This is a genomic window from Stenotrophomonas sp. 05L413 (assembly GCF_056397945.1).
Map to the genome: position 1 here is coordinate 542,730 of NZ_JBFTOL010000004.1, position 22,965 is coordinate 565,694.

The following is a 22,965-nucleotide window of genomic DNA, read 5'->3' on the forward strand; positions in this document are numbered from 1 at the left end:
GCCTGACCGCCGCCCTTACCGGACGTTCGGCACTTCAAAGCCCAGCCGGTCCACCTGCTCGGGGTGCTGCGGCACGCGCTTGAGCTTGTCGGTGTTGACCCCGTAATCGTCACGCAGGCGGGTGGCGAGCTCCTTGTAGAGCTCTTTGTCCATGTCCGGCTGGCGCGCGAAGATCCAGGCCATCTCGCGGCCCGGGTAGCCGAGCATCGCCCACGAATAATCCGGCGCCACTTCCAGTACGCGGGTATGGGTCGGCACGATCTTGTAGAACCAGGTGCGCCAGTTGTGGTTGCCGCTCTTCTCGTCCACCGAGGCGCGGACGGTCAGTTCCTGCTGCGGCTCGGAGAAGCCATCGCGGTAGCGGTAGGTGATGGATACTTTCTGGTCGCCGCGCAGGCGGAACTGATTGACGCTGCCGACGTGGCCACGCTCGACCGGGTTCGGCACGCGGCCGATCACATACCAGGTGCCCATGAACCGCTGCAGGTCGATCGGCGCATTGGCGCTGTCGACCGCGACCGGGGTCGGCGCGGGTTCCGGTTTGGTCTCATGGCGGAACGCACAGGCTGACAGCAATGCCAGCGAGGAGACCAACAGGACAGCGCGAAGCGGGCGGTTCGAAGACATGCGGCGGGTGGCTCCAGTGGCTGGCAGAGGCATGGTGGGTGGGACAGCGGAGAACGTCAATGCCGGCGCAGCGGTTGTGTGACCGATTCATGCAGCCGCTCGCCGGACATCCCACCTGTCGCGTCCCCTGCAAGGTCGCAGCCCTTGAGATGGCGGCGCGGCAAGGTGACGCATCACTTTCGCACGGAGCTGTGTCATGACCCTGTCGTCTTCCCCACGTTCGTCCGACCGTCCCGATCCCCGCGTGCTGCGCTGCGTCAGGCAGGCCGTCCTTGCCGGGATGGCTTTGGTCCTGGTCTGGCCCGCCGCGCGGGGGCATAGCGAGTGGATCGGCTGGCTGCCGATGTGGCTGATCGGCATGCCGCTGATGGCCTGGTGGAGCCTGCATCGCTTCCGCCTGCCGCTGGCCGGCCTGCTCACCCACGGCGCGCGCCGCCGCCGGGGCCCGCAGGCGCGACGTCGCAGCCGCCCGCTCGCGCGTCCGGCGCGGCCTGACCTTCGACACGTGAGCCGCGGCCAGCCGGTGTGATAGCGTCCCAAGGCTATGACTGTCTGGAGCTCCAATGTCACGATTCGCTTCCGCCTGCCTGGTGGCAGGTCTGATCTCCGCCGGGGCGGCGGGAACTGCCATGGCCGCTGACGCCCCGGCGGACAAGTACGCCTGGCTTGAAGACGTCACCGGCGACAAGCCGCTGGCGTGGGTCAAGGAACAGAACGCCAGGTCCGAAGGCCGCTTGGCCGCGACCCCGGCGTTCAAGCAGATGGAGACCAGCATCCGCGAGGTGCTCGATTCCGACGCCAAGATTCCGGGCGTGCAGAAGATCGGTGACTACTACTACAACTTCTGGAAGGACAAGCAGCACGAGCGCGGCCTCTGGCGTCGCACCACCCTGGCCGAGTACCGCAAGGCCTCGCCGCAGTGGGAAACCGTGCTGGATCTGGATGCACTGAACAAGGCCGAGGGCGAGAACTGGGTCTGGCACGGCGCGGATTGCCTGCGCCCGGATTATTCGCGCTGCCTGATCGCGCTGTCGCGCGGCGGCGCCGATGCCGATGTCACCCGCGAGTTCGATCTGGCCAACAAGACCTGGATCAAGGACGGCTTCTTCCGCCCCGAATCCAAGGGGGGCCTGAACTGGATCGACCGTGACACGGTGTTCGTCTATACCGATTTCGGTGCCGGCACGATGACCACCTCGGGGTATCCGCGCGTGGCCAAGCTGTGGAAGCGCGGCACCCCGATGGCCTCCGCTTCGATGGTGTACGAGGGCAAGCCCGATGACATGTACATCGCGGCCATGCACGACGATACCCCCGGCTACGAGCGCAACCTGGTCAGCCGCACGCTGGCCTTCTACAACAACGAGATCTACCTGCGCGCCGACGATGGCACGCTGACCAAGATCGATGCGCCGAACTCGGCCGAGAAGGGCCTGCGCAAACAATGGCTGACCCTGGAGCTGCGTGAGCCGTGGACCGTTGGCGGCAAGACCTACACCGCCGGTTCGCTGCTGGCCACCAAGCTGGACGATTACCTCGCCGGCAAGCGTGATTTCGACGTGCTGTTCGCGCCGACCGACACCACCTCGCTGGCCGGCACCAGCTGGACCAAGAACCATCTGGTCCTGAACGTGCTGCACGACGTCAAAAGCCGCCTGAGCGTGCTGACGCCGGGCGACAGCGGCTGGAAGACGACGGCCTTCACCGGCGCGCCGTCGTTCGGCACCGTGGCCGTCAGTGCGGTCGACGCCGATGACAGCGATGCGGTGTGGATGACCGTCACCGATTACCTGACCCCGACCACCCTGGCCATCGCCGAGATCGGCAAGCAGCCTGAAGTGCTCAAGACCATGCCGACGTTCTTCAACGCCGACGGCAAGGTGATCGAGCAGCACTTCGCCACCAGCAAGGATGGCACCCGCGTGCCGTACTTCGTGGTGCACCGCAAGGACATGAAGCTGGACGGCTCCAACCCGACCCTGCTGTACGGCTACGGTGGCTTCGAGATCTCGCTGACCCCGTCCTACTCCGGTGGCATGGGCCGCGCGTGGCTGGAGAAGGGCGGTGTATACGTGGTCGCCAACATCCGTGGCGGTGGCGAGTATGGCCCGCGCTGGCACCAGGCGGCGCTCAAGCAGAACCGTCACAAGGCCTACGAAGACATGGCCGCGGTCGCCCGCGATCTGGTCAGCCGCAAGATCACCTCGGCCAAGCACCTGGGCGTGCAGGGCGGCAGCAACGGTGGCCTGCTCACCGGCAACATGCTGACCCAGTACCCGGAACTGTTCGGCGCGGTGGTGATCCAGGTGCCGCTGCTGGACATGAAGCGCTACAGCCACCTGCTGGCCGGCGCGTCGTGGATGGCCGAATACGGCAATCCAGACACGGCCGATTGGGCGTTCATCAAGACCTTCTCGCCGTACCACCTGTTCGACGCCAGCAAGACCTACCCGCCGGTGCTGTTCACCACCTCCACCCGCGATGACCGCGTGCATCCGGCGCATGCCCGCAAGATGGCGGCGATGATGATCGACGCCGGAAAGGACGTGACCTACTACGAGAATATTGAAGGCGGTCACGGCGGCGCGGCGAACAATGCGCAGGCCGCGCATATGTCGGCGTTGGCCTATAGCTTCCTGTGGGAGCAACTCTCCAAGTAAGCTCGGGGTGCTCGACAGCCAGGGGCAGTCGAGCAGCCGGCAGGGAGTGAGCCTGCCGCGGACGTTGTAGCCCCCTGGGGTGGACTCCGGGTGGTGGGGCGTCAGGTTGGCTCCACCCCATTTTCAGCGCCACGCAGCGATGCGTGGCGTTTTTTTATGGGCCGCTCAACGCACCCATGTCTCCAGCCCGCGCGCGATCCGGCGCACCGCCTCTTCCAGGCGCGGCACGTCCTGCGTGTAGGCCAGCCGCACATGCGCGTTGGCGCGGTGGTGGCCAAAGTCCAGGCCTGGGGTGAACGCCACATGCTCCGTTTCCAGGAAATGCGCACAGAACGCCTGCGCGTCATCGGTGAACGCACTCACGTCGGCGTAGAGATAGAACGCGCCTTCCGGTTCCACTTCGATCCGGAAGCCGAGCGCACGCAGCGCCGGCAGCAGGTAATCGCGACGCGCGCGGAACGCGGCGCGGCGCTGTTCGAAAATCGCGATGGACGCCGGCTCGAAACAGGCCAGCGCGGCATGCTGGGCGATGCTGGAGGCGCTGATGTACAGATTCTGCGCGAGCTTCTCCAGCTCTCGCACCGCCTGCGGCGGCGCGACCAGCCAGCCCAGGCGCCAGCCGGTCATCCCGTAATACTTCGAGAAGCTGTTGAGGACGAACGCCTCGTCATCGACCTGCAGCACGCTGGCCGCGTCCATGCCGTAGGTGAGGCCGTGGTAGATCTCATCCACCACCAGATGCCCACCGCGTGCCTTCAGCGACTGCGACAGCGCGGCAAGCTGCGCCGCCGAGAGCACGGTGCCGGTCGGATTGGCCGGGGAGGCGACCAGCGCACCGACGCTGTCCGCGTTCCACTGCCGTGCCACCAGCTCCGGCGTCAGCTGGTAGGCCGTCTCCGGCCCGACCGGCACCAGTTGCGCGGCCCCTTCCACCAACCGCAGGAAGTGCCGGTTGCACGGGTAGCCGGGATCGGCCAGCAACCAGTGCTTGCCGGGATCGACCAGCAGACTGCTGGCCAGCAACAGCGCGCCCGAGCCACCCGGGGTGACCAGGATCCGCTCGGGGTCGATCTGCACCTGGTAGCGGTCCTGGTAGAAGCCCGCAATCGCCTCGCGCAGCGCGGGCAGGCCGCGGGCTGCGGTGTAGCGGGTGTGGCCGGCTGCCAGGGCGGCCTGGCCGGCGCGCACGATCGGTGCAGCGGTGGTGAAGTCCGGCTCGCCGATCTCCAGGTGGATCACATCGTGGCCGGCCTGCTCCAGCGCCTGCGCGCGGGCCAGCAGCGACATCACGTGGAAGGGTTCGATGTCCTGGCTGCGGCGGCTGTAGCCGGTGCCGGTCGGGGGCGTGCGGGAAGTATCCATGGCCTGATGATAGGCGCAGTGACCAACGACAGGCTTGCTGCTGGCCTACCCGCCAGCACAGACTGCACGGACACGGACGCCATTGCATTCCCCCGCCAGGAGCCTTATCTCGTGAAACCCGCCCTTTGTTTACTGGTTGCCAGCCTCATGACCTCCTACGTGCACGCCGCCCCCGCGCTGACCCCGCCCGACGCCGAGAAGCACCCGCACACGGTGAAGGCTCCCTTTGGCGCGACCCGCAGCGACGATTACTACTGGCTGCGCGACGACAAGCGCGAAGACACGAAGATGCTGGCCTATCTGAATGCGGAGAACGCCTATACCGATCAGGTGGTGGCCCCGCTCAAGCCGCTGGAAGACACCCTGTACAAGGAGATCGTCGCCCGCATCAAGCAGGACGATGCCAGCGTGCCCTCGCGTGACCGCGGCTACTGGTATTACACCCGCTTCGAAACCGGCAAGGATTACCCGATCCAGGCGCGCCGCAAGGGCAGCATGGAGGCGCCGGAAGAGATCCTGCTCGACATCAACACGATGGCCGAGGGCAAGGGCTACTTCAACGTGGGCGATGCCGATGTCAGCCAGGACAACCACCTGCTGGCCTGGGCCGAAGACGATGTCGGCCGCCGCCAGTACGTGATCCGTTTCAAGGACCTGCGTACCGGTGAGGTGCTGCCGGATCGCATCGAGAACGTCTCGCCCAATGTGGTCTGGGCCGATGACAACCGCACCCTGTTCTATGTCGAGAATGATCCGGACACCCTGCTCACGGTGCGCGTCAAAAAGCACGTCCTGGGCACTCCGGCCAGCAGCGACGTGCTCGTGTATGAAGAGAAGGACGACAGCTTCTACATGGGCGTCGGCCGCACCCGCGATGATCGTTTCCTGACCATCGAGCTGCACAGCACGGTGAGCTCGGAAACCCGCTACGCCCCGGCTGCCGATCCGCAGGCGTTCACGGTGCTGGCCCCGCGTGCGCGCGACGTGGAATACGATGCCGACCACTTCAACGGCCGTTGGGTGATCCGCACCAACGCTGCGGACGCGAAGAACTTCAAGATCGTCACCGCGCCCAGCGATGCCACCGCGCGCAGCCAGTGGAAAGACTGGGTCGCGCACGATGACGCCGTGCTGATCGAAGGCTTCGAACTGTTCGACGGCTTCACCGCGATCGCCGAGCGCTCCAACGGCCTGGAGCGCGTGCGCCTGCTGTTCCCGGATGGCCGCCAGGATTACGTCAAGGCGGATGAGCCCGCCTACTCGATGGGGTTGGCGGCCAACAGCGAGCACGACACCCCGTGGCTGCGTTACGCCTACACCTCGCTGACCACGCCGACCACCACCTACGAGCTCAACACCGTCACCGGTGAACGCCGCCAGCTCAAGCAGCAGCCGGTGATCGGCTATGACCCGTCGCAGTACACCACCGAGCGCGTGTGGGTGACGGCCCGCGATGGCGTCAAGGTGCCGGTGTCGCTGGTGTACCGCAACGGTTTCAAGAAGGACGGCACCGGCGCGCTGTACCAGTACGCCTACGGCAGCTACGGCATGTCGATGGACCCGGGCTTCAACCAGACCGTGGTCAGCCTGCTGGATCGCGGCGTGGTGTATGCCATCGCCCACATCCGCGGCGGCCAGGAAATGGGCCGTGCGTGGTATGAGGACGGCAAGCTGCTCAAGAAGCAGAACACCTTCAACGATTTCGTCGATGTCACCCGCGAGCTGGTCCGCCAGGGCTATGCGGCCAAGGATCGCGTCGCCGCCTCCGGTGGCAGCGCCGGTGGCCTGCTGATGGGCGCGGTGGCCAACCAGGCGCCGCAGGACTATCGCGTGATGGTCGCCCAGGTGCCGTTCGTCGATGTGGTCACCACCATGCTCGACGCCAGCATCCCGCTGACCACCAACGAGTACGACGAGTGGGGCAACCCGGAGCAGCGCGAGTATTACGACTACATGCTCACGTATTCGCCGTATGACAACGTCAGCAGGCAGGCCTACCCGGCCCTGTTCGTCGGCACCGGCCTGTGGGATTCGCAGGTGCAGTACTGGGAGCCGGCCAAGTGGGTGGCCAAGCTGCGCGATGACAACACCGGCCACTTCCCGATCGTGTTCCGCACCAATATGGACGCCGGCCACGGCGGCAAATCCGGCCGCTTCCAGCGGTACCACGAGCTGGCCGAGTCGTACGCGTTCGTGCTTGACCAGCTCGGCGTGACCCAGGGCCGGTAATTCCGGTCGCTGGCCGGAACCCGCTGTTGGCCGACGACAAGGCGCGTTGGCCAACAGAGGCAGGCCGCCATCGCGGCGGCCCGTCCGGGTCGCTATGCTGGCACCATGTCCCGGTCCGAACGCCCCATGGTTTCCGACGCGCCGGCTGAGCGGCGACGGGTGCGTTTCCGCTGGGCGTGGTGGCTGCTTGCCTATGTCAGCCTGGGCACCGGCATCGTTGGCATCTTCGTACCGGGCCTGCCCACCACCGTGTTCATCCTGATCTCGGCCTGGGCCGCCTCGCGTGGCTCCGAGCGCCTGCACAACCGCCTGCTGGCGCACCCGCAGTTCGGCCCGGCGATCCGCAACTGGCAGGCGCACGGCGCGGTCAGCCGCCGCGGCAAAGGAATGGCGACCCTGACCATGGCGGTGTGCGCGGGCATCATGCTGTGGTGCGTGCCGATCGCCTGGGTGAAGTGGCTCTCCATCGGCAGCATGACCTGCGTGGCGCTGTGGCTGTGGTCCCGGCCGCTGCCGCCAAGGGTGTGATTGCTGCGCTGCCCGTTCATCCAGCCGGCACCCAAGCGCCCAAACACCGCGGCTATACTCGGAGGATGAAGACATCTCCCCGTACCCTCATCTCCCTGACGCTGGCCGCCTCGGCGCTGCTGGTGCTGTCGGCCTGTGGCAACAAGGGCCCGCTGGTCCTGCCGCAGAAGCCGGTCCCGGTCGAAGAACAGCTGGTTGAACCGGCCGCCGACGACGCCACGCCGCCGGCCGCCGATGCCGATACCGATTCCCCGGTGGTTCCTGATCCCGTTCAAGCCCCGGCGCTGAAGGCCAATGACGGGAATGAGTAAGTCGAACACCGCCGCGGCGCTGCGCTTCACCAAGATGCATGGCGCCGGCAATGATTTCGTGGTGTTGGACCTGCGCGATGGCCGCGCGCCGCCGGATGCTGCGCTGGCCGCGCGTCTGGCCGATCGCCACACCGGCGTGGGCTGCGACCAGATCCTGACCATCGAGCCGCCCAAGGCAGACGGCTCGGTCGCCTCGTACCGGATCTGGAATGCCGATGGCAGCAGCTCCGAGCAATGTGGCAACGGCGCGCGCTGCGTGGCGGCCTGGCTGGTGCGCGATGGCGCCGCCACCGGCAGTACGTTCGCGATCGACAGCCCGGTGACCACCCATGCGGTCGAACGGCTGGGCGACGACCAGTACGCGGTGGCCATGGGTGTGCCGCGGTTCGAGCCGGAGAACGTGCCGCTGATCGGCTTCGCCCGCGCCCGCGAGGAATACCTGCTGCCGCTGCAGGGCGACACGGTGCGCTTCGGCGCGGTTTCGATGGGCAACCCGCATGCCGTGATCGAAGTGGGCCTGGTGGATGCCGCCCCGGTCGAGCGTTTGGGCCCGCTGCTGCAGCAGCACGCCTCGTTCCCGAAATCGGTCAACGTCGGTTTCGTGCAGGTGCTCAGTCCGCAGCACGCGCGCCTGCGTGTGTACGAGCGCGGCGCCGGCGAAACCCTGGCCTGCGGCAGTGGCGCCTGCGCCGCGGCCGTGGTGATGATGCAGCGCGGTCGCCTGCAGCGCGATGCCACGATGTCGCTGCCCGGCGGCGACCTGCGCATCCGCTGGCCGGCCGACGATGCACAGATCGTGATGTCTGGACCCGCAGCCTTCGTCTTTGATGGAGAGTGGAACGCATGAGCGAGACCGCCGAGAAAATCGGGTCGCACGAAGTAGCCGCCTGGCTGCGTCGGCATCCGACCTTCCTGAAGCAGTTCCCGGACCTGGCCCTGACCCTGGTGGTGCCGCGCGATGACGGCCCCACCGCGTCACTGGCCAGCTATCAGCTGGAGGTGCTGCGCGACAAGAACCGTGAGCTGTCGCGACGGCTGGCCGATCTGGCCGCCAACGCGCAGATCAACGAGCGCTTGGCCGTGCGCACGCACCAGCTGACCCTGGCACTGATGAAACAGGACTCGGCGGCGGACACTCTGCGGGCGATGGCCGCCTCGCTGGAAGAGGATTTCGCCGGGGATCTGGTCCGGCTGATCGTGCTGCATCCCGTCGCCGGGCTGGAACAGGCGCCGTGGTTGCAGGTGATCGAGGAGAGTAGCCCGCTGCTGGGTGTGTTCCGCGATTGCCTCAAGGATGGCGAACCGATCTGCGGCCGCCTGCAACCGCAAAAGAACACCGTGCTGTACGCCGGCCGCGCCGAGGAAGTGCAGTCCAGCGCGCTGTTGCCGCTGCCGGGTGTCGGCCTGATCGCGGTCGGCAGCCATGACGGCAATCGGTTCTACCCGGGTATGGGCACGCTGTTCCTGCGCATGATGGGTGAATCGCTGGTCGTTGCGCTGCAGCGTTTCCCGTCGCCCTGACAGCCCGTTGAGCGGAGTCGTCGTGAGCACCGCGCAGGACTTCCTGTCGCACCTTCAAGTGGAGCGCCGCATGTCGGCGCACACGCTGGATGCCTACCGTCGCGATCTGGATGCACTCGCGGCGTGGTCGGAGGGCCAGGGGGCGGTGATCGATACGCTGGACAGTGCGCAGCTGCGCCAGTTCATCGCTGCCGAACACCGCCGCGGGCTGTCGCCCACCTCGCTGCAGCGCCGGCTTTCGGCGTGCCGCAGTTTCTACGCGTGGCTGCTCAAGCACCACCGCATCGCCGCCAATCCGGCCACGGGCCTGAAAGCACCCAAGGCGCCGCGCAAACTGCCGCAGGTGCTCGATGCCGATGAAGCCGTGCAGCTGGTCGAACTGCCCACCGATGCACCGCTCGGCCTGCGCGATCGCGCGCTGCTGGAGCTGTTCTATTCCTCCGGGCTGCGCCTGAGCGAACTGTGTGCGCTGATCTGGCGCGACCTGGATTTCGATACGGGCCTGGTCAACGTGCTGGGCAAGGGCAACCGCGAGCGCCGCGTGCCGTTCGGTTCGCACGCGCGCACCGCGCTGCAGGGCTGGCGGGCCGACAGCGGCGGCGCGGCCACCGCACCGGTATTTCCCGGGCGCAAGGGCGGGCCCATCACCCAGCGCGCCGTGCAGATCCGCATCCGTCAGCTCGCCCAGCGCCAGGGCCTGTTCAAACACGTACACCCGCATATGCTGCGGCACAGCTTCGCCAGCCACATCCTGGAGTCCTCCGGTGATCTGCGCGGTGTGCAGGAGCTGCTCGGCCATGCCGATATCGCCACCACGCAGATCTACACCCACCTGGATTTCCAGCATCTGGCCAAGGTCTACGACGCTGCGCACCCGCGTGCCAAGCGCCGCAAGAGCGGCAACGAAAGCTGAATCGATCCGCTGCGGCATCCGGGCGCAGGGCAGGGCGGGTTGAAGCGTCGGGCAGCGACCCCACCTCAGTCTTTGTCACCCCGGAGGCTCCATGGACCCCAGTCAGAACCCCAACGTATTTCATGCCACCACCATCATCTCGGTGCGGCGCAATGGGCATGTCGCCGTCGCCGGCGATGGCCAGGTCACGCTCGGCCACACGGTGATGAAGGGCAACGCCCGCAAGGTACGCCGGCTGGGTCGCGAGGGACAGGTGCTGGCCGGTTTCGCCGGCGCTGCCGCCGATGCCTTCACCCTGTTCGAGCTGTTCGAGGCCAAGCTGGAAAAGCACGGCCAGCTGCAGCGCGCTGCGGTGGAACTGGCCAAGGATTGGCGCACCGAGCGCCGCCTGGGCAAGCTCGAAGCGCTGCTCGCCGTCGCCGACAAGGACACCTCGCTGATCATCAGCGGCACCGGTGATGTGATCGAACCGGAAGACGGCATCATCGCGATCGGCTCCGGTGGCTCCTATGCCCTCTCGGCCGCCCGCGCGCTGATGGCGCATACCGAACTGGATGCCCGCACGATCGCCACCGAGTCGATCAACATCGCCGGTGACATCTGCATCTACACCAATCGCAACGTGGTGGTCGAGGAGCTTTGACCCGGAGGGTCAACGCTCGGTAGAGCCACGCCATGCGTGGCTGCGGTATCCGGTCAGCCACGCATGGCGTGGCTCCACATCAGCGTTACGTCGCTGCCAGGCAGGCCGGTGATACGTCATTCCACCCCATATCCTCGTGAGCACACCCATGCCGCACAAGATTGAAGTTTCTTCCGCCACCATGACCCCGCGCGAGATCGTGCAGGAACTGGACCGGCACATCGTTGGCCAGCACGATGCCAAGCGCGCGGTCGCCATCGCGCTGCGCAACCGCTGGCGCCGCATGCAGCTGCCGGCCGAACTGCGCAACGAAGTCATGCCCAAGAACATCCTGATGATCGGCCCGACCGGCGTCGGCAAGACCGAGATCGCACGTCGCCTTGCCACGCTGGCCAATGCGCCGTTCGTCAAGGTCGAGGCGACCCGCTTCACCGAGGTCGGCTACGTCGGCAAGGACGTGGAGCAGATCATCCGCGACCTGGCCGATACCGCGGTCAAGCTGTATCGCGAGCAGGCCAAGGTGCGCGTGCGCACCCAGGCCGAAGAGCGCGCCGAAGACCGCATCCTCGATGCGCTGCTGCCGCGCCGCAGCACCGGTATCGGCTTCGATGCCGAAGCCGCGCGCAATGAGCCGTCCGCGCAGGACAACGAGACCCGCATCAAGTTCCGCCGCATGCTGCGCAACGGTGAGCTGGACGAGCGCGAGATCGAACTGGAAGTGTCGGCCAATGTCAGCATGGACATCATGACCCCGCCGGGCATGGAAGAAATGGGCCAGCAGCTGCGCCAGATGTTCTCCAGCATGGGCGGCGCGAAGGCGCAGAAGCGCACGCTGTCGATCAAGGCCGCGCGCCCGCTGCTGATCGAGGAAGAGGCCGGCAAGCTGGTCAACGAAGACGACATCCGCAGCGCGGCGATCGAAGCCTGCGAGCAGCACGGCATCGTGTTCATCGATGAGATCGACAAGGTCGCCAAGCGCGGTGACAACGTCGGGGGTGGCGATGTCTCGCGCGAAGGCGTGCAGCGCGATCTGCTGCCGCTGGTGGAAGGCTCCAACGTGTCCACCAAGTACGGCACGATCAAGACCGACCACATCCTGTTCATCGCCTCCGGTGCGTTCCACCTGGCCAAACCCAGCGATCTGATCCCGGAACTGCAGGGTCGTTTCCCGATCCGCGTGGAGCTGGGCGCGCTGAGCAAGCAGGACTTCGTGCGCATCCTGACCGAGCCGAAGGCCGCGCTGACCAAGCAGTACGAAGCGCTGCTGCAGACTGAAGGCGTCTCGATGAAGTTCACGGTCGATGCGGTGGACCGCTTGGCCGAGATCGCCTTCCAGGTGAACGAGCGTCAGGAAAACATCGGCGCGCGCCGCCTGCACACGGTGCTGGAGCGCCTGCTGGATACGCTGAGCTATGAAGCCCCGGACCGCGATGGTGAGACCATCAGCATCGACCAGGCCTACGTCGACGCGCACCTGGGTGAGCTGGTGCAGGATCCGGACTTGAGCCGCTACATCCTGTAACGGCACGCAACGATCGGGTGGTAGGAAGAACGGCGGCACTTCGGTGTCGCCGTTTTTTTTGCTTCTTCTGTCAAACGCTGTCTCCGTTTGGGGCTGCCGGCCGCTACGGGGTCCGCGTGTGGTCCGCGCGCGGGAAAGGCGGCCTTTCTTTGGGCGCCAGTGGTCTGTACACGTTGGGGCGCGATGCCCTTGTGGGCGAACTCAAGGGGGAGGGGGCGGCCGCAGGCCGGCGCCGGAGGACATTCGCCGGCAAGGGCATCGCGCCCCAGCGCTCGACCAACCCGTCCTTCGCCTCAGGCGTCGTCGTCGGTTGGCAGGGCGGTCGGCGGGGCGCCCGGGGTGAATACACCCGGCTGCACGAATGCGCTGAGGATCGCATCCAGCGTCTGCGCGCCATCGCGCTGGATCTCGAACAGCTCCGGTTCCAGCATTGCGCTATACAGCACCCCGGTCAGGCTGGTGCTCACGATGCGCGCCACCGTGTCCACGTCCACCCCCTCGCGCAGCTGTCCCAACTCCCGCGCGCGCTGGAACGCGGCCGCGAAAATGCCCAGCTCCTCACGCGATGCCTCCAGCTGCAGCGCCTGCATTGCCTGGCTTTCCACAGACAGATCGTTGCGCAGCATGATTTCCATCATGTTGCGCAGGCGTTCGTCTTCGGCCAGCTCCCGGAAGGAGACCAGCAGCGCCGAGCGCAGGTCCAGGATCGGCGTGCTGCGCTTGGCCGAGGTGGTGCGACGCATCCGCTCGATGAACGGCACGCGCTCACGGTCGATCATCGCGGTCAGCACTTCGGCCTTGTTCTTGAAGTGCCAGTACACCGCGCCGCGGGTGAATCCGGCGCGCGCGCCGATCATCGCCAGGCTGGTGCCGGCGACCCCGTATTCATGGAAACAGACCTGGGCCGCATCGAGGATGCCCTCGCGGGTGGCCTGCGCCTCTTCTTTGGTTTTTCTGGCCATTGCGCTGTGCAGTTGCTGGATGAAACCGGCCTGAATTGTACCGCTTTACAAACAAACATGCATGTATGTATATTTGCGCCCCACTGATCCTCAGCGAGGACTGCCTGCGCGCGCCGGCGGGTCTCGTTTCGGATATTTGCCGTCATTTGCTGCCTGTTTGTCGTCATTCTTCGCTTTTATCGGAAGTTGGGCTGCAGGCGCGCCCTTTTTCCGTCTGCGAGCCCCTACCGCCATGTCCAGAACCCCGTACCGTCTTCTCGCGCTGTCCCTCGCGATCGCCCTGACCGTGTCCGCCTGTGGCGGTGGTGAACAGGAGGGTCCGCAGGGCGGCCCCGGCCAGGTGACCGTGGCCACCCTCAAGGCCGAGCAGGTCGGCCTGACCCGCGAACTGCCGGGCCGCACCAATGCCTTCCTGGTCGCCGAAGTGCGCCCGCAGGTCAATGGCATCGTGGCCAAGCGGCTGTTCACCGAAGGCGGCCTGGTCACTGCGGGCCAGCCGCTGTATCAGCTCGATGACGCCAGCTATCGCGCCCAGGCCAACAGCTCCCGTGCCCAGCTGGCCCGCGCCGAAGCCACCGCCAATGCCGCACGCCTGAGCGCCAAGCGCATCGGCGAGCTGGCCAAGGTCGAGGCGGTCAGCACCCAGGACAACGAGAACGCGATCGCCGCGCTCAAGCAGGCCGAGGCCGATGTGGGCGCCGCGCGTGCCTCGCTGGACGCCGCCAACGTGACGCTGGGCTATGCCCGCATCACCGCGCCGATCAGCGGCCGCATCGGCAAGTCGTCCGTCACCCAGGGCGCACTGGTCAGCGCCGGCCAGGCCGAAGCACTGGCCACCGTGCAGCAGTTGAACCCGATCTATGTCGATCTGACCCAGTCCGCCAGCGAGCTGCTGCAGCTGCGCCGCGAGCTGGCCAGCGGCCGCCTGCAGGACAACCAGACCCTGCCGGTGACGATCCTGCTCGATGACGGCACCGAGTTCGACCACAAGGGCACGCTGGAATTCTCCGAAGTCAGCGTGGACCCGACCACCGGCAGCTACGCGCTGCGGGTCAAGGTCGAGAACCCGGACCAGGTGCTGATGCCGGGCATGTACGTGCGTGCCCAGGTCGGCAGCGGCGTGCGCGACAACGCGATCCTGGTGCCGATGCAGGGCATCGCCCGCGATCCCAAGGGCGATACCAGCGCCATGGTGGTCGGCAAGGACGACAAGGTCGAAGTGCGGCAGGTCAAGGTCAGCCGTTCGCTCGGCGACAAGTGGCTGGTGGAAGACGGGCTGAAGGCGGGTGACAAGGTCATCGTCGAAGGCCTGCAGAAGATCCAGCCGGGCATGCCCGTGCAGGCCACCGAAATGGGCGCGGCCCCGGCCAAGCCGGCCGCCGCGCCGGCGGCTCCCGCCGCCCAGCAGTAACCGGAGAATTCCATGGCACGTTTTTTCATTGATCGCCCCATCTTCGCGTGGGTGATTGCGATCATCATCATGCTCGCCGGTGGCCTGGCGGTGCTCAAGCTGCCGGTGTCGATGTACCCGGAAGTGGCACCGCCGGCCGTCGAGATCAGCGCCAATTATCCGGGTGCATCGGCCAAGGTGGTCGAGGATTCGGTGACGCAGATCATCGAGCAGAACATGAAGGGCCTGGATGGCCTGATCTACTTCTCCTCCAACAGCTCCTCCAATGGCCAGGCCACGATCACGCTGACCTTCCAGAGCGGCACCGACCCGGACATCGCCCAGGTGCAGGTGCAGAACAAGCTGCAGCTGGCCATGCCACTGCTGCCGCAGGAAGTGCAGCGCCAGGGCATCAACGTGGCCAAATCGAGCAGCGGCTTCCTGCAGGTGCTCGGCTTCGTCTCTGAAGATGGCAGCATGGATGCCAACGACATCTCCGATTACGTCGGCTCCAACATCGTCGATCCGCTGAGCCGTGTGCCGGGCGTGGGCAACATCCAGGTGTTCGGTGGCAAGTACGCCATGCGCATCTGGCTGGACCCCAACAAGCTGCACACCTACAAGCTGTCCACTGCCGAAGTGATCGCGGCGATCACCGCGCAGAACGCGCAGGTCGCCATCGGCCAGCTCGGCGGCGCGCCGTCGATCAAGGGCCAGCAGCTCAACGCGACCATCAACGCGCAGGACCGCCTGCAGACCCCGGAGCAGTTCCGCAACATCATCGTGCGCAGCGCGCAGGATGGTGCCGAACTGCGCCTGGCCGACGTGGCCCGCGTGGAGCTGGGCGCGGAATCGTACGACTTCGTCACCCGCTACAACGGCAAGCCTTCCTCGGGTATCGCGATCACCCTGGCCACCGGCGCCAACGCGCTGGCCACCGCCAACGGTGTGCGGGCCACCCTGGATGAAATGGCCCCGAACTTCCCGGCCGGCCTGAAGGCGGTGGTGCCGTATGACACCACGCCGTTCGTGCAGGTCTCGATCAAGGGCGTGATCAAGACCCTGATCGAAGCGATCGTGCTGGTGTTCCTGGTGATGTACCTGTTCCTGCAGAACTTCCGCGCGACCCTGATCCCGACGATCGCGGTGCCGGTGGTGCTGCTGGGCACGTTCGGCATCCTGGCCGCGCTGGGCTTCTCGGTGAACATGCTGACCATGTTCGCGATGGTGCTGGCGATCGGCCTGCTGGTCGATGACGCGATCGTGGTGGTGGAGAACGTCGAGCGGATCATGTCCGAAGAGGGCCTGTCACCGCTGGAAGCGACACGCAAATCGATGACCCAGATCACCGGCGCACTGGTCGGCATCGGCCTGGTGCTGTCGGCGGTGTTCGTGCCGATGGCCTTCATGAGCGGCGCCACCGGCGTCATCTACCGCCAGTTCTCGGCCACCATCGTCTCGGCGATGGCGCTGTCGGTGCTGGTTGCGATCGTGCTGACCCCGGCGCTGTGCGCCACCATGCTCAAGCCGCTCAAGAAGGGCGAGCACCACGTGGCCCACAAGGGCTGGTCGGGTCGCTTCTTCAACGCCTTCAACCGTGGCTTCGACAGCTCCAGCGCGAAGTATCAGCGTGGCGTGCGCGGCATCCTCGGCCGTCCGTGGCGCTTCATGGGTGTGTTTGCTGCGCTCGCCCTGGTGATGGGCCTGCTGTTCATGCGCCTGCCCAGCTCGTTCCTGCCCAATGAAGACCAGGGCATCCTGATGGCGCTGGTGCAGACCCCGGTCGGTGCCACCCAGGAACGTACGCTGGAATCGATCGACAAGCTCGAAAAGCACTTCATGGAGAACGAGGCCGACGCGATCGAGTCGATCTTCTCGGTGCAGGGCTTCAGCTTCGCCGGCATGGGCCAGAACGCGGGCATGGCCTTCGTCAAGCTCAAGGACTGGAAGGACCGTGATGCCGACCAGGGCGCGATGCCGATCACCGGGCGGGCGATGGCGGCGCTGGGCGGAATCAAGGATGCCTTCATCTTCGCCTTCCCGCCGCCGGCAATGCCGGAACTGGGCATCGGGTCGGGCTACACCTTCTTCCTGAAGGACACCAGCGGTGCCGGTCACCAGGCGCTGCTGGACGCACGCAACCAGCTGCTTGGCATGGCTGGGCAGAGCAAGCTGCTGGCCAACGTGCGCCCCAACGGCCAGGAAGACACCCCGCAGCTGCGCATCGACATCGACGTCGGCAAGGCGAGTGCACTGGGCCTGTCGCTGGAGGCGGTCAACACCACGCTGGCGGCGGCGTGGGGCAGCAGCTACATCGATGATTTCATCGACCGTGGCCGGGTCAAGCGCGTGTACGTGCAGTCCGATGCGCCGTTCCGCATGAACCCGGAAGACTTCAACCTGTGGTCGGTCAAGAACACCGCCGGTGAGATGGTGCCGTTCTCGGCCTTCGCCAGCCAGCGCTGGGACTATGGTTCGCCGCGCCTGGAGCGCTACAACGGCGTGTCCGCGATGGAAATCCAGGGCGAGCCGGCGCAAGGGGTGGCCTCGGGCGATGCGATGAACGAAGTGGAGAAGCTCGCCAAGCAATTGCCGGCCGGTTTCGACATCGAGTGGACCGCGCTGTCCTACCAGGAACGCCAGGCCGGTTCGCAGACGCCGCTGCTGTACACGCTGTCGCTGCTGATCGTGTTCCTGTGCCTGGCCGCGCTGTATGAAAGCTGGAGCGTACCGACCTCGGTGCTGCTGGTGGCGCCGCTGGGCATCCTCGGCGCAGTGCTGGCCAACACCATGCGTGGCATGGAGCGCGACATCTACTTCCAGGTGGCGATGCTGACCACGGTGGGTCTGACCAGTAAAAACGCGATCCTGATCGTGGAGTTCGCCAAGGAAAACCTGGAGAAGGGCGCGGGCCTGATCGAGGCGACGATGCACGCCGTGCGTGACCGTCTGCGCCCGATCATCATGACCTCGCTGGCCTTCGGCCTGGGCGTGCTGCCGCTGGCGATCGCCTCCGGTGCCGGTTCCGGCGCACAGCAGGCCATCGGTACCGGCGTGCTGGGCGGCATGCTGGTCGGCACGGTGCTGGGTGTGTTCTTCATCCCGCTGTTCTTCGTGGTGGTGCAGCGCGTGTTCAATCGCAAGAAGTACGGCAAGAACGCCGGAGGTTCCGATGCGTAAGCCCATGATGGCCAGCCTGGCGCTGGCCGTGAGCCTGGTGGTGTCCGGTTGCTCGACGCTGGAGCCGCGCAGCACCGAAGTTGCCCCGGCGATTCCCTCGCAGTGGCCGGGCACGGCCACCGCGGGGGCGGAGACCGCCACACCGATGGAGGTGGCCGACATCGGCTGGCGCGATTTCTTCGTCGATCCGCGCCTGCAGACGGTGATCACCCAATCCCTGGAGAACAACCGCGACCTGCGCGTGGCCGTGCTCAATGTCGAGCGTGCCCGGGCGCAGTACCGCATCCAGCGCGCTGACCGCGTGCCGGCGGTCGGTGTGCAGGGGCAGATGACCCGCAGTGGCGGCGATGCCCCGGTGACCGAGCAGTTCAGTGCCAACCTCGGCGTGGTCGAGTTCGAACTGGATCTGTTCGGCCGCGTGCGCAACCTCAGCCAGGCGGCGCTGCAGCAGTACTTCGCCGAAGCGGCCAACCGCCGCAGTGCGCAGCTGTCGCTGGTGGCCGAGGTGGCCAATGCGTGGCTGACCTTGGGCGCGGACAGCGAGCAGCTGCGGATCGCCCAAGCGACGCTGGCGACCTATGAGGACTCGCTGCGCCTGACCGAGGCCCGCCGCCAGCTCGGCGGCGCCTCGGCGCTGGAACTGAGCCAGACCCGCACCCTGGTGGAAACCGCGCGCACCGATGTGGCGCGCTTTGCCGGGCAGGTCGCGCAGGACCGCAATGCACTGGTGCTGCTGGCCGGTGGGCCGGTCGATGCCGCGCTGCTGCCGCAGGCGGAGGTGACCGAGGTCGCCAGCGTGCGGCCGCTGCCGGCCGGGATGCCGGGCGATGTGCTGCTGCAGCGGCCGGACGTGATGGCCGCCGAGCACGTGTTGCTCTCGGCCAACGCCAACATCGGTGCGGCGCGCGCGGCGTTCTTCCCGTCGATCAGCCTGACCGGCAGCATCGGGTCGGCCTCGTCGGAGCTGTCGGGTCTGTTCGACAGCGGCACACGCGTGTGGAGCTTCATTCCCAAGCTCACCCTGCCGATCTTCCAGGGCGGTAAGCTGCGCGCCAATCTGGGCATGGCCACGGCGGACCGCGATATCGCGTTGGCGCAGTACGAGAAGGCGATCCAGGTCGGTTTCCGCGAGGCGGCCGATGCCTTGGCGCTCAACGAGAGTCTGGATGCGCAGTTGTCGTCGCAGCAGGCGCTGGTGGCTGCCGCGGAGCAGGCGCAGCAGTTGTCGCAGGCACGCTATGACGCCGGCCTGGACAGCTTCCTGACCCTGCTGGATGCACGCCGTACCGCGTACACCGCACGGCAGTCGCTGGTCAGCACGCAGCTGGCCCAGCAATCCAACCAGGTGGCGTTGTACAAGGTGCTCGGCGGCGGTTGGCACGAGCGCGGGTGAATGATCCACGCGGGTGCGGCCACGTTGCCGCACCCGTGCCGCTCAGGGATCGTCTGCCCGGCCATCGCCGTGGCAGCGGCGCGCGCGATCCAGTGCGCTGCCGGCTTCGCGGGCCATCCGTTCGTACTCGCGGCGGATTTCTTCCAGGCGTTCTTCGTCCAGCTCTTCCAGATCGAGCAGTTCGTTGTTGGCCTCTTTCGTCGCGCGGATCAACTCATCGAGCTTGATCTGGATCGCAGCGGTATCCGCGTTCTGGCTGTGCTGGATCAGGAACACCATCAGGAAGGTGATGATGGTGGTACCGGTGTTGATCACCAGCTGCCAGGTGTCGTTGAACGTGAAGATCGGCCCGCTCAGGGCCCAGACGACCACGATCGTTACCGCCGCCAGGAAGGTCCACGGCGTTCCCGCCGCATAGGACGCCTTCTTGGCGACAAGGTTGAAGAGACTGCGCAGTTTCATGAGGCACGACAGGTGGGAGCCGAGGTGTCTGCATCATTGGAGGGGCGCCGTGCAGGCGCTGTGCAGCCGGCGCGGGTCAGACGCGGGCATGCAGCCGCGGGCGCGAGGACAGGTCCTGGCGGCCGGCATGGTAGACGTGTTCCCAGCACTGGTCGACGAACTGGCGAGCCTGTTCTTCGGACAGGCGCGGCATGATCTGCAGCGCGTAGTGGGTCTGGAACATTTCATCGCGCTGCTCATCGCTGGCACGCGGTTGCGTGATCAGCGAATCGCAGGCGAATTTGATCCACGGCACGTAATGGCCGAATGAGCCCGTCCCGAGGTTGCCGTCGGCGTGACGCTGGCGCCAGTAGCTGACTTCGGCGTCGACATCGATGACGGCAGGGATGGAGATCTGGGCGGAGGACATGGTCACTTCAATATGGGAAGAAGGGAATCTGGATGATGGCGTAGGGCGCGGTGCATGTGATGTCATGGCGATGTGGAGCCGGTGTGGCGGCGTTCGCCCCGTGGCTCGCCCAGCAGATGCGCGTGGTGGACCACGCCCAGGCGTTCGGCCAGGGTCGCCAGCCGGTTGCAGACCGCGACGCGATGATGCGGATGGGACCGCGTCAACTCATCCTGGATCGCCTGGTAGGCATCCCAGAAAGGCGCGGCGTTGTGGTGGCGTGCGTAGTGCACCTGCAGTCTTTCCCACGCGTCCATCAACGCAGGTTCGACGGAGGAGGTGCGGCGGGTTTGGGCATGCATGACGTCTCCTCGACGATGGTGCCCCCTGTGCAACCACCTTAAGGCGTTCATGCAGCGCGGTTGTTAGTGCGGCGTGTTGGCGATGTCCCACGGCGGTGTGCGGCACGTGAGGGTGTCGCACGCATACATCCGTGGCACAGGGCGTTGCGCCCCGCCTCGCTCACTGAAGCATTCAGAACGTTGCAGCGCCCGCGCGCTGCGTATCGGCATCACGCGGGCGGGTTCCGGGCGGATCCGCGCGGAACGGTGGCGTTTCTTACTCGCCGATGTCTTCGTTCCAGACCTCGGGATGGGCGCTGATGAAGCCGCCAAGCAGGTCGATGCATGCCTGGCTCTGCATGTCGATCACCTTGACCCCGTTCTCGCGCAGCCACGCGATGCCGCCCTGGAAGGTGACCGACTCGCCCACCACGACGGTGCCGATGTTGAACTGGCGCACCAGCCCGCTGCAGTACCAGCACGGGGCCAGGGTGGTGACCATGATGGTGTCCTGGTAGCGGCGCTGGCGGCCGGCCTTGCGGAAGGCATCGGTTTCGCCGTGCACCGAGGGGTCGCCTTCCTGGACGCGGCGGTTGTGGCCGCAGCCGAGCAGGCGGCCATCGTTGTGGTACAGCGCGGCGCCGATCGGGATGCCGCCTTCGGCCAGGCCCTGGCGGGCTTCGGCGATGGCGGTTTCGAGCAGGGCGGCGTAGTCGGGGGTGGTGATCATGCGCAATCCAGGAACGTGAAGGCCCCCATGATAGTGGGCGGCCTGCCGCAACGGCGCCGGCGGTGCGATAATCGTCCCCATGAGCGAATCCCCCTACAAGACTGGCACCACCCATTTCGGCTTCCGCGATGTCGCTGCCAAGGACAAGCAGAAGCTGGTGGGCGAAGTGTTCACCTCGGTCGCGCGCAGCTACGACCTGATGAACGATCTGATGAGCCTGGGCATCCACCGGGCGTGGAAGCGCTACTACGTCGCCACCGCGCAGGTGAAGCCGGGCGACCGCGTGCTGGATCTGGCCGGCGGCACCGGCGATATCGCCGCGCTGATCAAGGAGCGGGTGGGTGATGAGGGTGAAGTGGTGCTGGGCGATATCAACGCCGGCATGCTCTCCGTTGGCCGTGACCGGCTGACCAACCGTGGCCTGGTTGCAGGCCTGAACTACGTGCAATGCAACGCCGAGGCGCTGCCGTTCCCGGATGCGAGCTTCGATCTGGTCACGATCGCCTTCGGCCTGCGCAACGTCACCGACAAGGAAGCCGGTCTGCGCGAGATGCATCGCGTGCTCAAGGTGGGTGGCCAGGCGCGCGTGCTGGAGTTCTCCGAAGTCACCGCCGACTGGTTCAAGCCGATCTACGATTTCCACTCGTTCAAGATCCTGCCCAAGCTGGGCCAGCTGTTCGCGCGGGATGGCGACAGCTACCAGTACCTGGCCGAGAGCATCCGCAAGCATCCGCCGCAGGAGCAGCTCAAGACCATGATGGCCGAGGCCGGTTTCGAGCGCTGCCATTACAAGAACCTGACCGGTGGCATCGTTTCGATTCACTCCGGCTACAAACTTTGAGACAGAGGTCCGGTTCCCGCTGAGGGAGCTCGGCCACACTGCACGCAGGCTGTCGAAGAGGGCCTGCCATGCGTCTGTACCGCGGGCTTGCCCGTGTGTTTCCCCGCTCGTTCACCGCCAAGCTGATGGCGGTGGTGTTCCTTGGCCTGCACGTTCCGCTGCTGGTCCTGCTGCTGTGGATGGCCGCCACCGGCCACTATGAGCGCGGGATGATGTGGACCGTGGTCGGGGTGGTGCTGCTGGCCACGCTGCTCGGCACGGCGATCGCGATGATGGCGCTGTACCGCCTGATGGCGCCGCTGCGCCAGGCCGCCGATGCACTGGAGGCCTACTACGACGAGCAGCGCCTGCCGCATCTGCCCGATCTGGGCCACGATGAGATCGGCCGGCTGCTGCGCAGCATCAACCGCAATCTGCATGGCGTGGACGCCGGCCTGCGTGATCTGCGCCGCAGTGTGCTGCTCGATCCGCTCACCCAGGCCCTGAACCGGCGCGGCTGCGAGCAGGCGCTGGCTGAGTCCGCCGCCTGGGCCAGCGAGAAGGCCCGTCCGCTGACCCTGTTCGTGGTCGATCTGGACAACCTCAAGCCGATCAACGACGCCCACGGCCATCTGGCCGGCGACCAGGTGCTGGTGCGGCTGGTGGAGACCGCGCGACAGTGGCTGCGCGGCCCCGACTGGATCGGGCGCTGGGGCGGTGATGAGTTCCTGCTGGCCGTGCACGCCGATGGCAACGAGGCCGGCGAGCGGGTAACGCGCTGGCTGGCGCAGCTGGCCGCGCCCGCGCGTGCCGGTGACCCGCCGGTACGCGCCAGCGCCGGCGCGGCCGGGTATCGCCCCGGCGATGACCTGCGCGAGGCCTACCGGCGCGCCGATGCGGCGATGTACCGGGCCAAGTACGCCGGGGGCGGGCGCCTGCTGCGCGCCGAGGACTGAATGCGCGAACCGGCACGCATGGCCTGC

General features: G+C 66.5%; 22 protein-coding genes. 15 read left to right on the forward strand and 7 right to left on the reverse strand.

Annotation, left to right across the window (positions count from 1 at the left end):
• Positions 1-15 precede the first annotated feature (15 nt).
• Positions 16-627, reverse strand: coding sequence for a lipocalin family protein (locus AC1DIQ_RS11630; protein WP_121039989.1), 612 nt, complete (start codon positions 625-627; stop codon positions 16-18).
• Positions 628-829: 202 nt separating this feature from the next.
• On the opposite strand from AC1DIQ_RS11630, the gene AC1DIQ_RS11635 reads away from it, so the two are divergent.
• Positions 830-1,156, forward strand: coding sequence for a hypothetical protein (locus tag AC1DIQ_RS11635; protein WP_226956616.1), 327 nt, complete (start codon positions 830-832; stop codon positions 1,154-1,156).
• A 34-nt stretch (positions 1,157-1,190) separates the two neighbouring features.
• Positions 1,191-3,287: a prolyl oligopeptidase family serine peptidase gene (locus AC1DIQ_RS11640; protein WP_478050076.1), complete on the forward strand. Its 2,097-nt coding sequence runs from the start codon at positions 1,191-1,193 to the stop codon at positions 3,285-3,287.
• A gap of 165 nt (positions 3,288-3,452) precedes the next feature.
• Here AC1DIQ_RS11640 and AC1DIQ_RS11645 read toward each other — a convergent pair whose 3' ends face one another.
• The gene (locus AC1DIQ_RS11645; RefSeq protein ID WP_121039980.1) at positions 3,453-4,649 is read right to left on the reverse strand and encodes a pyridoxal phosphate-dependent aminotransferase; all 1,197 of its coding nucleotides are present in this window, start codon (positions 4,647-4,649) and stop codon (positions 3,453-3,455) included.
• 111 nt (positions 4,650-4,760) lie between these two features.
• Here AC1DIQ_RS11645 and AC1DIQ_RS11650 point away from each other — a divergent pair, with 111 nt between their 5' ends.
• From AC1DIQ_RS11650 to hslU, 8 genes are all read left to right on the forward strand, one after another.
• On the forward strand, positions 4,761-6,878 hold the full coding sequence (locus tag AC1DIQ_RS11650; RefSeq protein ID WP_478050077.1) for a S9 family peptidase: 2,118 nt from the start codon (positions 4,761-4,763) through the stop codon (positions 6,876-6,878).
• A 105-nt stretch (positions 6,879-6,983) separates the two neighbouring features.
• Positions 6,984-7,406, forward strand: a complete 423-nt coding sequence (locus AC1DIQ_RS11655; RefSeq protein WP_121041245.1) for a YbaN family protein — start codon at positions 6,984-6,986, stop codon at positions 7,404-7,406.
• A 65-nt stretch (positions 7,407-7,471) separates the two neighbouring features.
• Complete coding sequence (lptM, locus tag AC1DIQ_RS11660) at positions 7,472-7,717, forward strand: LPS translocon maturation chaperone LptM (RefSeq protein WP_121039974.1); 246 nt, start codon at positions 7,472-7,474, stop codon at positions 7,715-7,717.
• A complete protein-coding gene (gene dapF, locus AC1DIQ_RS11665) occupies positions 7,710-8,564 on the forward strand; it encodes a diaminopimelate epimerase (RefSeq protein ID WP_478050078.1) in 855 nt (284 codons plus the stop codon). The genes lptM and dapF overlap by 8 nt, the downstream gene beginning before the upstream one ends.
• On the forward strand, positions 8,561-9,238 hold the full coding sequence (locus tag AC1DIQ_RS11670) for a DUF484 family protein (protein WP_478050079.1): 678 nt from the start codon (positions 8,561-8,563) through the stop codon (positions 9,236-9,238). The genes dapF and AC1DIQ_RS11670 overlap by 4 nt, the downstream gene beginning before the upstream one ends.
• 22 nt (positions 9,239-9,260) lie before the next feature.
• Positions 9,261-10,151 carry a tyrosine recombinase XerC gene (xerC, locus tag AC1DIQ_RS11675; RefSeq protein WP_121039965.1) on the forward strand — a complete coding sequence of 297 codons (891 nt, stop codon included), beginning with the start codon at positions 9,261-9,263 and terminating at the stop codon, positions 10,149-10,151.
• Between the two features lie 91 nt (positions 10,152-10,242).
• Entirely contained in the window at positions 10,243-10,794 is a 552-nt protein-coding gene (gene hslV / locus AC1DIQ_RS11680; RefSeq protein WP_019183676.1) for an ATP-dependent protease subunit HslV, read from the forward strand.
• A gap of 148 nt (positions 10,795-10,942) precedes the next feature.
• Positions 10,943-12,316, forward strand: a complete 1,374-nt coding sequence (gene hslU, locus AC1DIQ_RS11685) for an ATP-dependent protease ATPase subunit HslU (RefSeq protein WP_121039962.1) — start codon at positions 10,943-10,945, stop codon at positions 12,314-12,316.
• Between the two features lie 293 nt (positions 12,317-12,609).
• Here the strand turns inward: hslU and AC1DIQ_RS11690 are convergent, their stop codons facing one another.
• Positions 12,610-13,278, reverse strand: a complete 669-nt coding sequence (locus AC1DIQ_RS11690) for a TetR family transcriptional regulator (RefSeq protein ID WP_121039959.1) — start codon at positions 13,276-13,278, stop codon at positions 12,610-12,612.
• 232 nt (positions 13,279-13,510) lie between these two features.
• On the opposite strand from AC1DIQ_RS11690, the gene smeD reads away from it, so the two are divergent.
• The 3 genes from smeD to AC1DIQ_RS11705 are packed head-to-tail and all read left to right on the forward strand — an operon-like array spanning position 13,511 to position 19,241.
• Entirely contained in the window at positions 13,511-14,689 is a 1,179-nt protein-coding gene (smeD, locus tag AC1DIQ_RS11695) for a multidrug efflux RND transporter periplasmic adaptor subunit SmeD (protein WP_478050080.1), read from the forward strand.
• A gap of 12 nt (positions 14,690-14,701) precedes the next feature.
• On the forward strand, positions 14,702-17,848 hold the full coding sequence (gene smeE, locus AC1DIQ_RS11700; protein ID WP_121039953.1) for a multidrug efflux RND transporter permease subunit SmeE: 3,147 nt from the start codon (positions 14,702-14,704) through the stop codon (positions 17,846-17,848).
• Complete coding sequence (locus AC1DIQ_RS11705; RefSeq protein WP_193222782.1) at positions 17,841-19,241, forward strand: efflux transporter outer membrane subunit; 1,401 nt, start codon at positions 17,841-17,843, stop codon at positions 19,239-19,241. The genes smeE and AC1DIQ_RS11705 overlap by 8 nt, the downstream gene beginning before the upstream one ends.
• 42 nt (positions 19,242-19,283) lie before the next feature.
• On the opposite strand, the gene AC1DIQ_RS11710 is transcribed toward AC1DIQ_RS11705, so the two are convergent.
• The 4 genes from AC1DIQ_RS11710 to AC1DIQ_RS11725 form a co-directional block, all read right to left on the reverse strand.
• A complete protein-coding gene (locus AC1DIQ_RS11710; RefSeq protein ID WP_121039946.1) occupies positions 19,284-19,703 on the reverse strand; it encodes a low affinity iron permease family protein in 420 nt (139 codons plus the stop codon).
• A gap of 76 nt (positions 19,704-19,779) precedes the next feature.
• Complete coding sequence (locus tag AC1DIQ_RS11715) at positions 19,780-20,112, reverse strand: hypothetical protein (RefSeq protein ID WP_019186055.1); 333 nt, start codon at positions 20,110-20,112, stop codon at positions 19,780-19,782.
• Between the two features lie 62 nt (positions 20,113-20,174).
• A complete protein-coding gene (locus tag AC1DIQ_RS11720) occupies positions 20,175-20,453 on the reverse strand; it encodes a hypothetical protein (protein ID WP_478050081.1) in 279 nt (92 codons plus the stop codon).
• Positions 20,454-20,709: 256 nt separating this feature from the next.
• Entirely contained in the window at positions 20,710-21,162 is a 453-nt protein-coding gene (locus AC1DIQ_RS11725) for a nucleoside deaminase (protein ID WP_121039940.1), read from the reverse strand.
• A 79-nt stretch (positions 21,163-21,241) separates the two neighbouring features.
• On the opposite strand from AC1DIQ_RS11725, the gene ubiE reads away from it, so the two are divergent.
• Together ubiE and AC1DIQ_RS11735 are read left to right on the forward strand one after the other, a co-directional pair.
• Complete coding sequence (ubiE, locus tag AC1DIQ_RS11730; protein ID WP_070471930.1) at positions 21,242-22,003, forward strand: bifunctional demethylmenaquinone methyltransferase/2-methoxy-6-polyprenyl-1,4-benzoquinol methylase UbiE; 762 nt, start codon at positions 21,242-21,244, stop codon at positions 22,001-22,003.
• Between the two features lie 68 nt (positions 22,004-22,071).
• Positions 22,072-22,938 (forward strand): GGDEF domain-containing protein, encoded by an 867-nt coding sequence (locus tag AC1DIQ_RS11735; RefSeq protein WP_121039934.1) that lies wholly within the window; start codon positions 22,072-22,074, stop codon positions 22,936-22,938.
• The last annotated feature ends 27 nt before the right edge of the window (positions 22,939-22,965 follow it).

Excerpts from the sequence above, each read along its gene's own strand:
- AC1DIQ_RS11655 (WP_121041245.1), top strand. The coding sequence starts at position 6,984 with ATGTCCCGGTCCGAACGCCCCATGGTTTCCGACGCGCCGGCTGAGCGG.
- smeD (WP_478050080.1), top strand. The coding sequence starts at position 13,511 with ATGTCCAGAACCCCGTACCGTCTTCTCGCGCTGTCCCTCGCGATCGCC.
- AC1DIQ_RS11710 (WP_121039946.1), bottom strand. The coding sequence starts at position 19,703 with ATGAAACTGCGCAGTCTCTTCAACCTTGTCGCCAAGAAGGCGTCCTAT.
- AC1DIQ_RS11690 (WP_121039959.1), bottom strand. The coding sequence starts at position 13,278 with ATGGCCAGAAAAACCAAAGAAGAGGCGCAGGCCACCCGCGAGGGCATC.
- AC1DIQ_RS11720 (WP_478050081.1), bottom strand. The coding sequence starts at position 20,453 with ATGCATGCCCAAACCCGCCGCACCTCCTCCGTCGAACCTGCGTTGATG.
- AC1DIQ_RS11640 (WP_478050076.1), top strand. The coding sequence starts at position 1,191 with ATGTCACGATTCGCTTCCGCCTGCCTGGTGGCAGGTCTGATCTCCGCC.
- lptM (WP_121039974.1), top strand. The coding sequence starts at position 7,472 with ATGAAGACATCTCCCCGTACCCTCATCTCCCTGACGCTGGCCGCCTCG.
- AC1DIQ_RS11630 (WP_121039989.1), bottom strand. The coding sequence starts at position 627 with ATGTCTTCGAACCGCCCGCTTCGCGCTGTCCTGTTGGTCTCCTCGCTG.
- AC1DIQ_RS11735 (WP_121039934.1), top strand. The coding sequence starts at position 22,072 with ATGCGTCTGTACCGCGGGCTTGCCCGTGTGTTTCCCCGCTCGTTCACC.
- hslU (WP_121039962.1), top strand. The coding sequence starts at position 10,943 with ATGCCGCACAAGATTGAAGTTTCTTCCGCCACCATGACCCCGCGCGAG.
- dapF (WP_478050078.1), top strand. The coding sequence starts at position 7,710 with ATGAGTAAGTCGAACACCGCCGCGGCGCTGCGCTTCACCAAGATGCAT.
- AC1DIQ_RS11715 (WP_019186055.1), bottom strand. The coding sequence starts at position 20,112 with ATGTCCTCCGCCCAGATCTCCATCCCTGCCGTCATCGATGTCGACGCC.
- ubiE (WP_070471930.1), top strand. The coding sequence starts at position 21,242 with ATGAGCGAATCCCCCTACAAGACTGGCACCACCCATTTCGGCTTCCGC.
- AC1DIQ_RS11705 (WP_193222782.1), top strand. The coding sequence starts at position 17,841 with ATGCGTAAGCCCATGATGGCCAGCCTGGCGCTGGCCGTGAGCCTGGTG.
- smeE (WP_121039953.1), top strand. The coding sequence starts at position 14,702 with ATGGCACGTTTTTTCATTGATCGCCCCATCTTCGCGTGGGTGATTGCG.
- AC1DIQ_RS11645 (WP_121039980.1), bottom strand. The coding sequence starts at position 4,649 with ATGGATACTTCCCGCACGCCCCCGACCGGCACCGGCTACAGCCGCCGC.
- hslV (WP_019183676.1), top strand. The coding sequence starts at position 10,243 with ATGGACCCCAGTCAGAACCCCAACGTATTTCATGCCACCACCATCATC.
- AC1DIQ_RS11725 (WP_121039940.1), bottom strand. The coding sequence starts at position 21,162 with ATGATCACCACCCCCGACTACGCCGCCCTGCTCGAAACCGCCATCGCC.
- AC1DIQ_RS11670 (WP_478050079.1), top strand. The coding sequence starts at position 8,561 with ATGAGCGAGACCGCCGAGAAAATCGGGTCGCACGAAGTAGCCGCCTGG.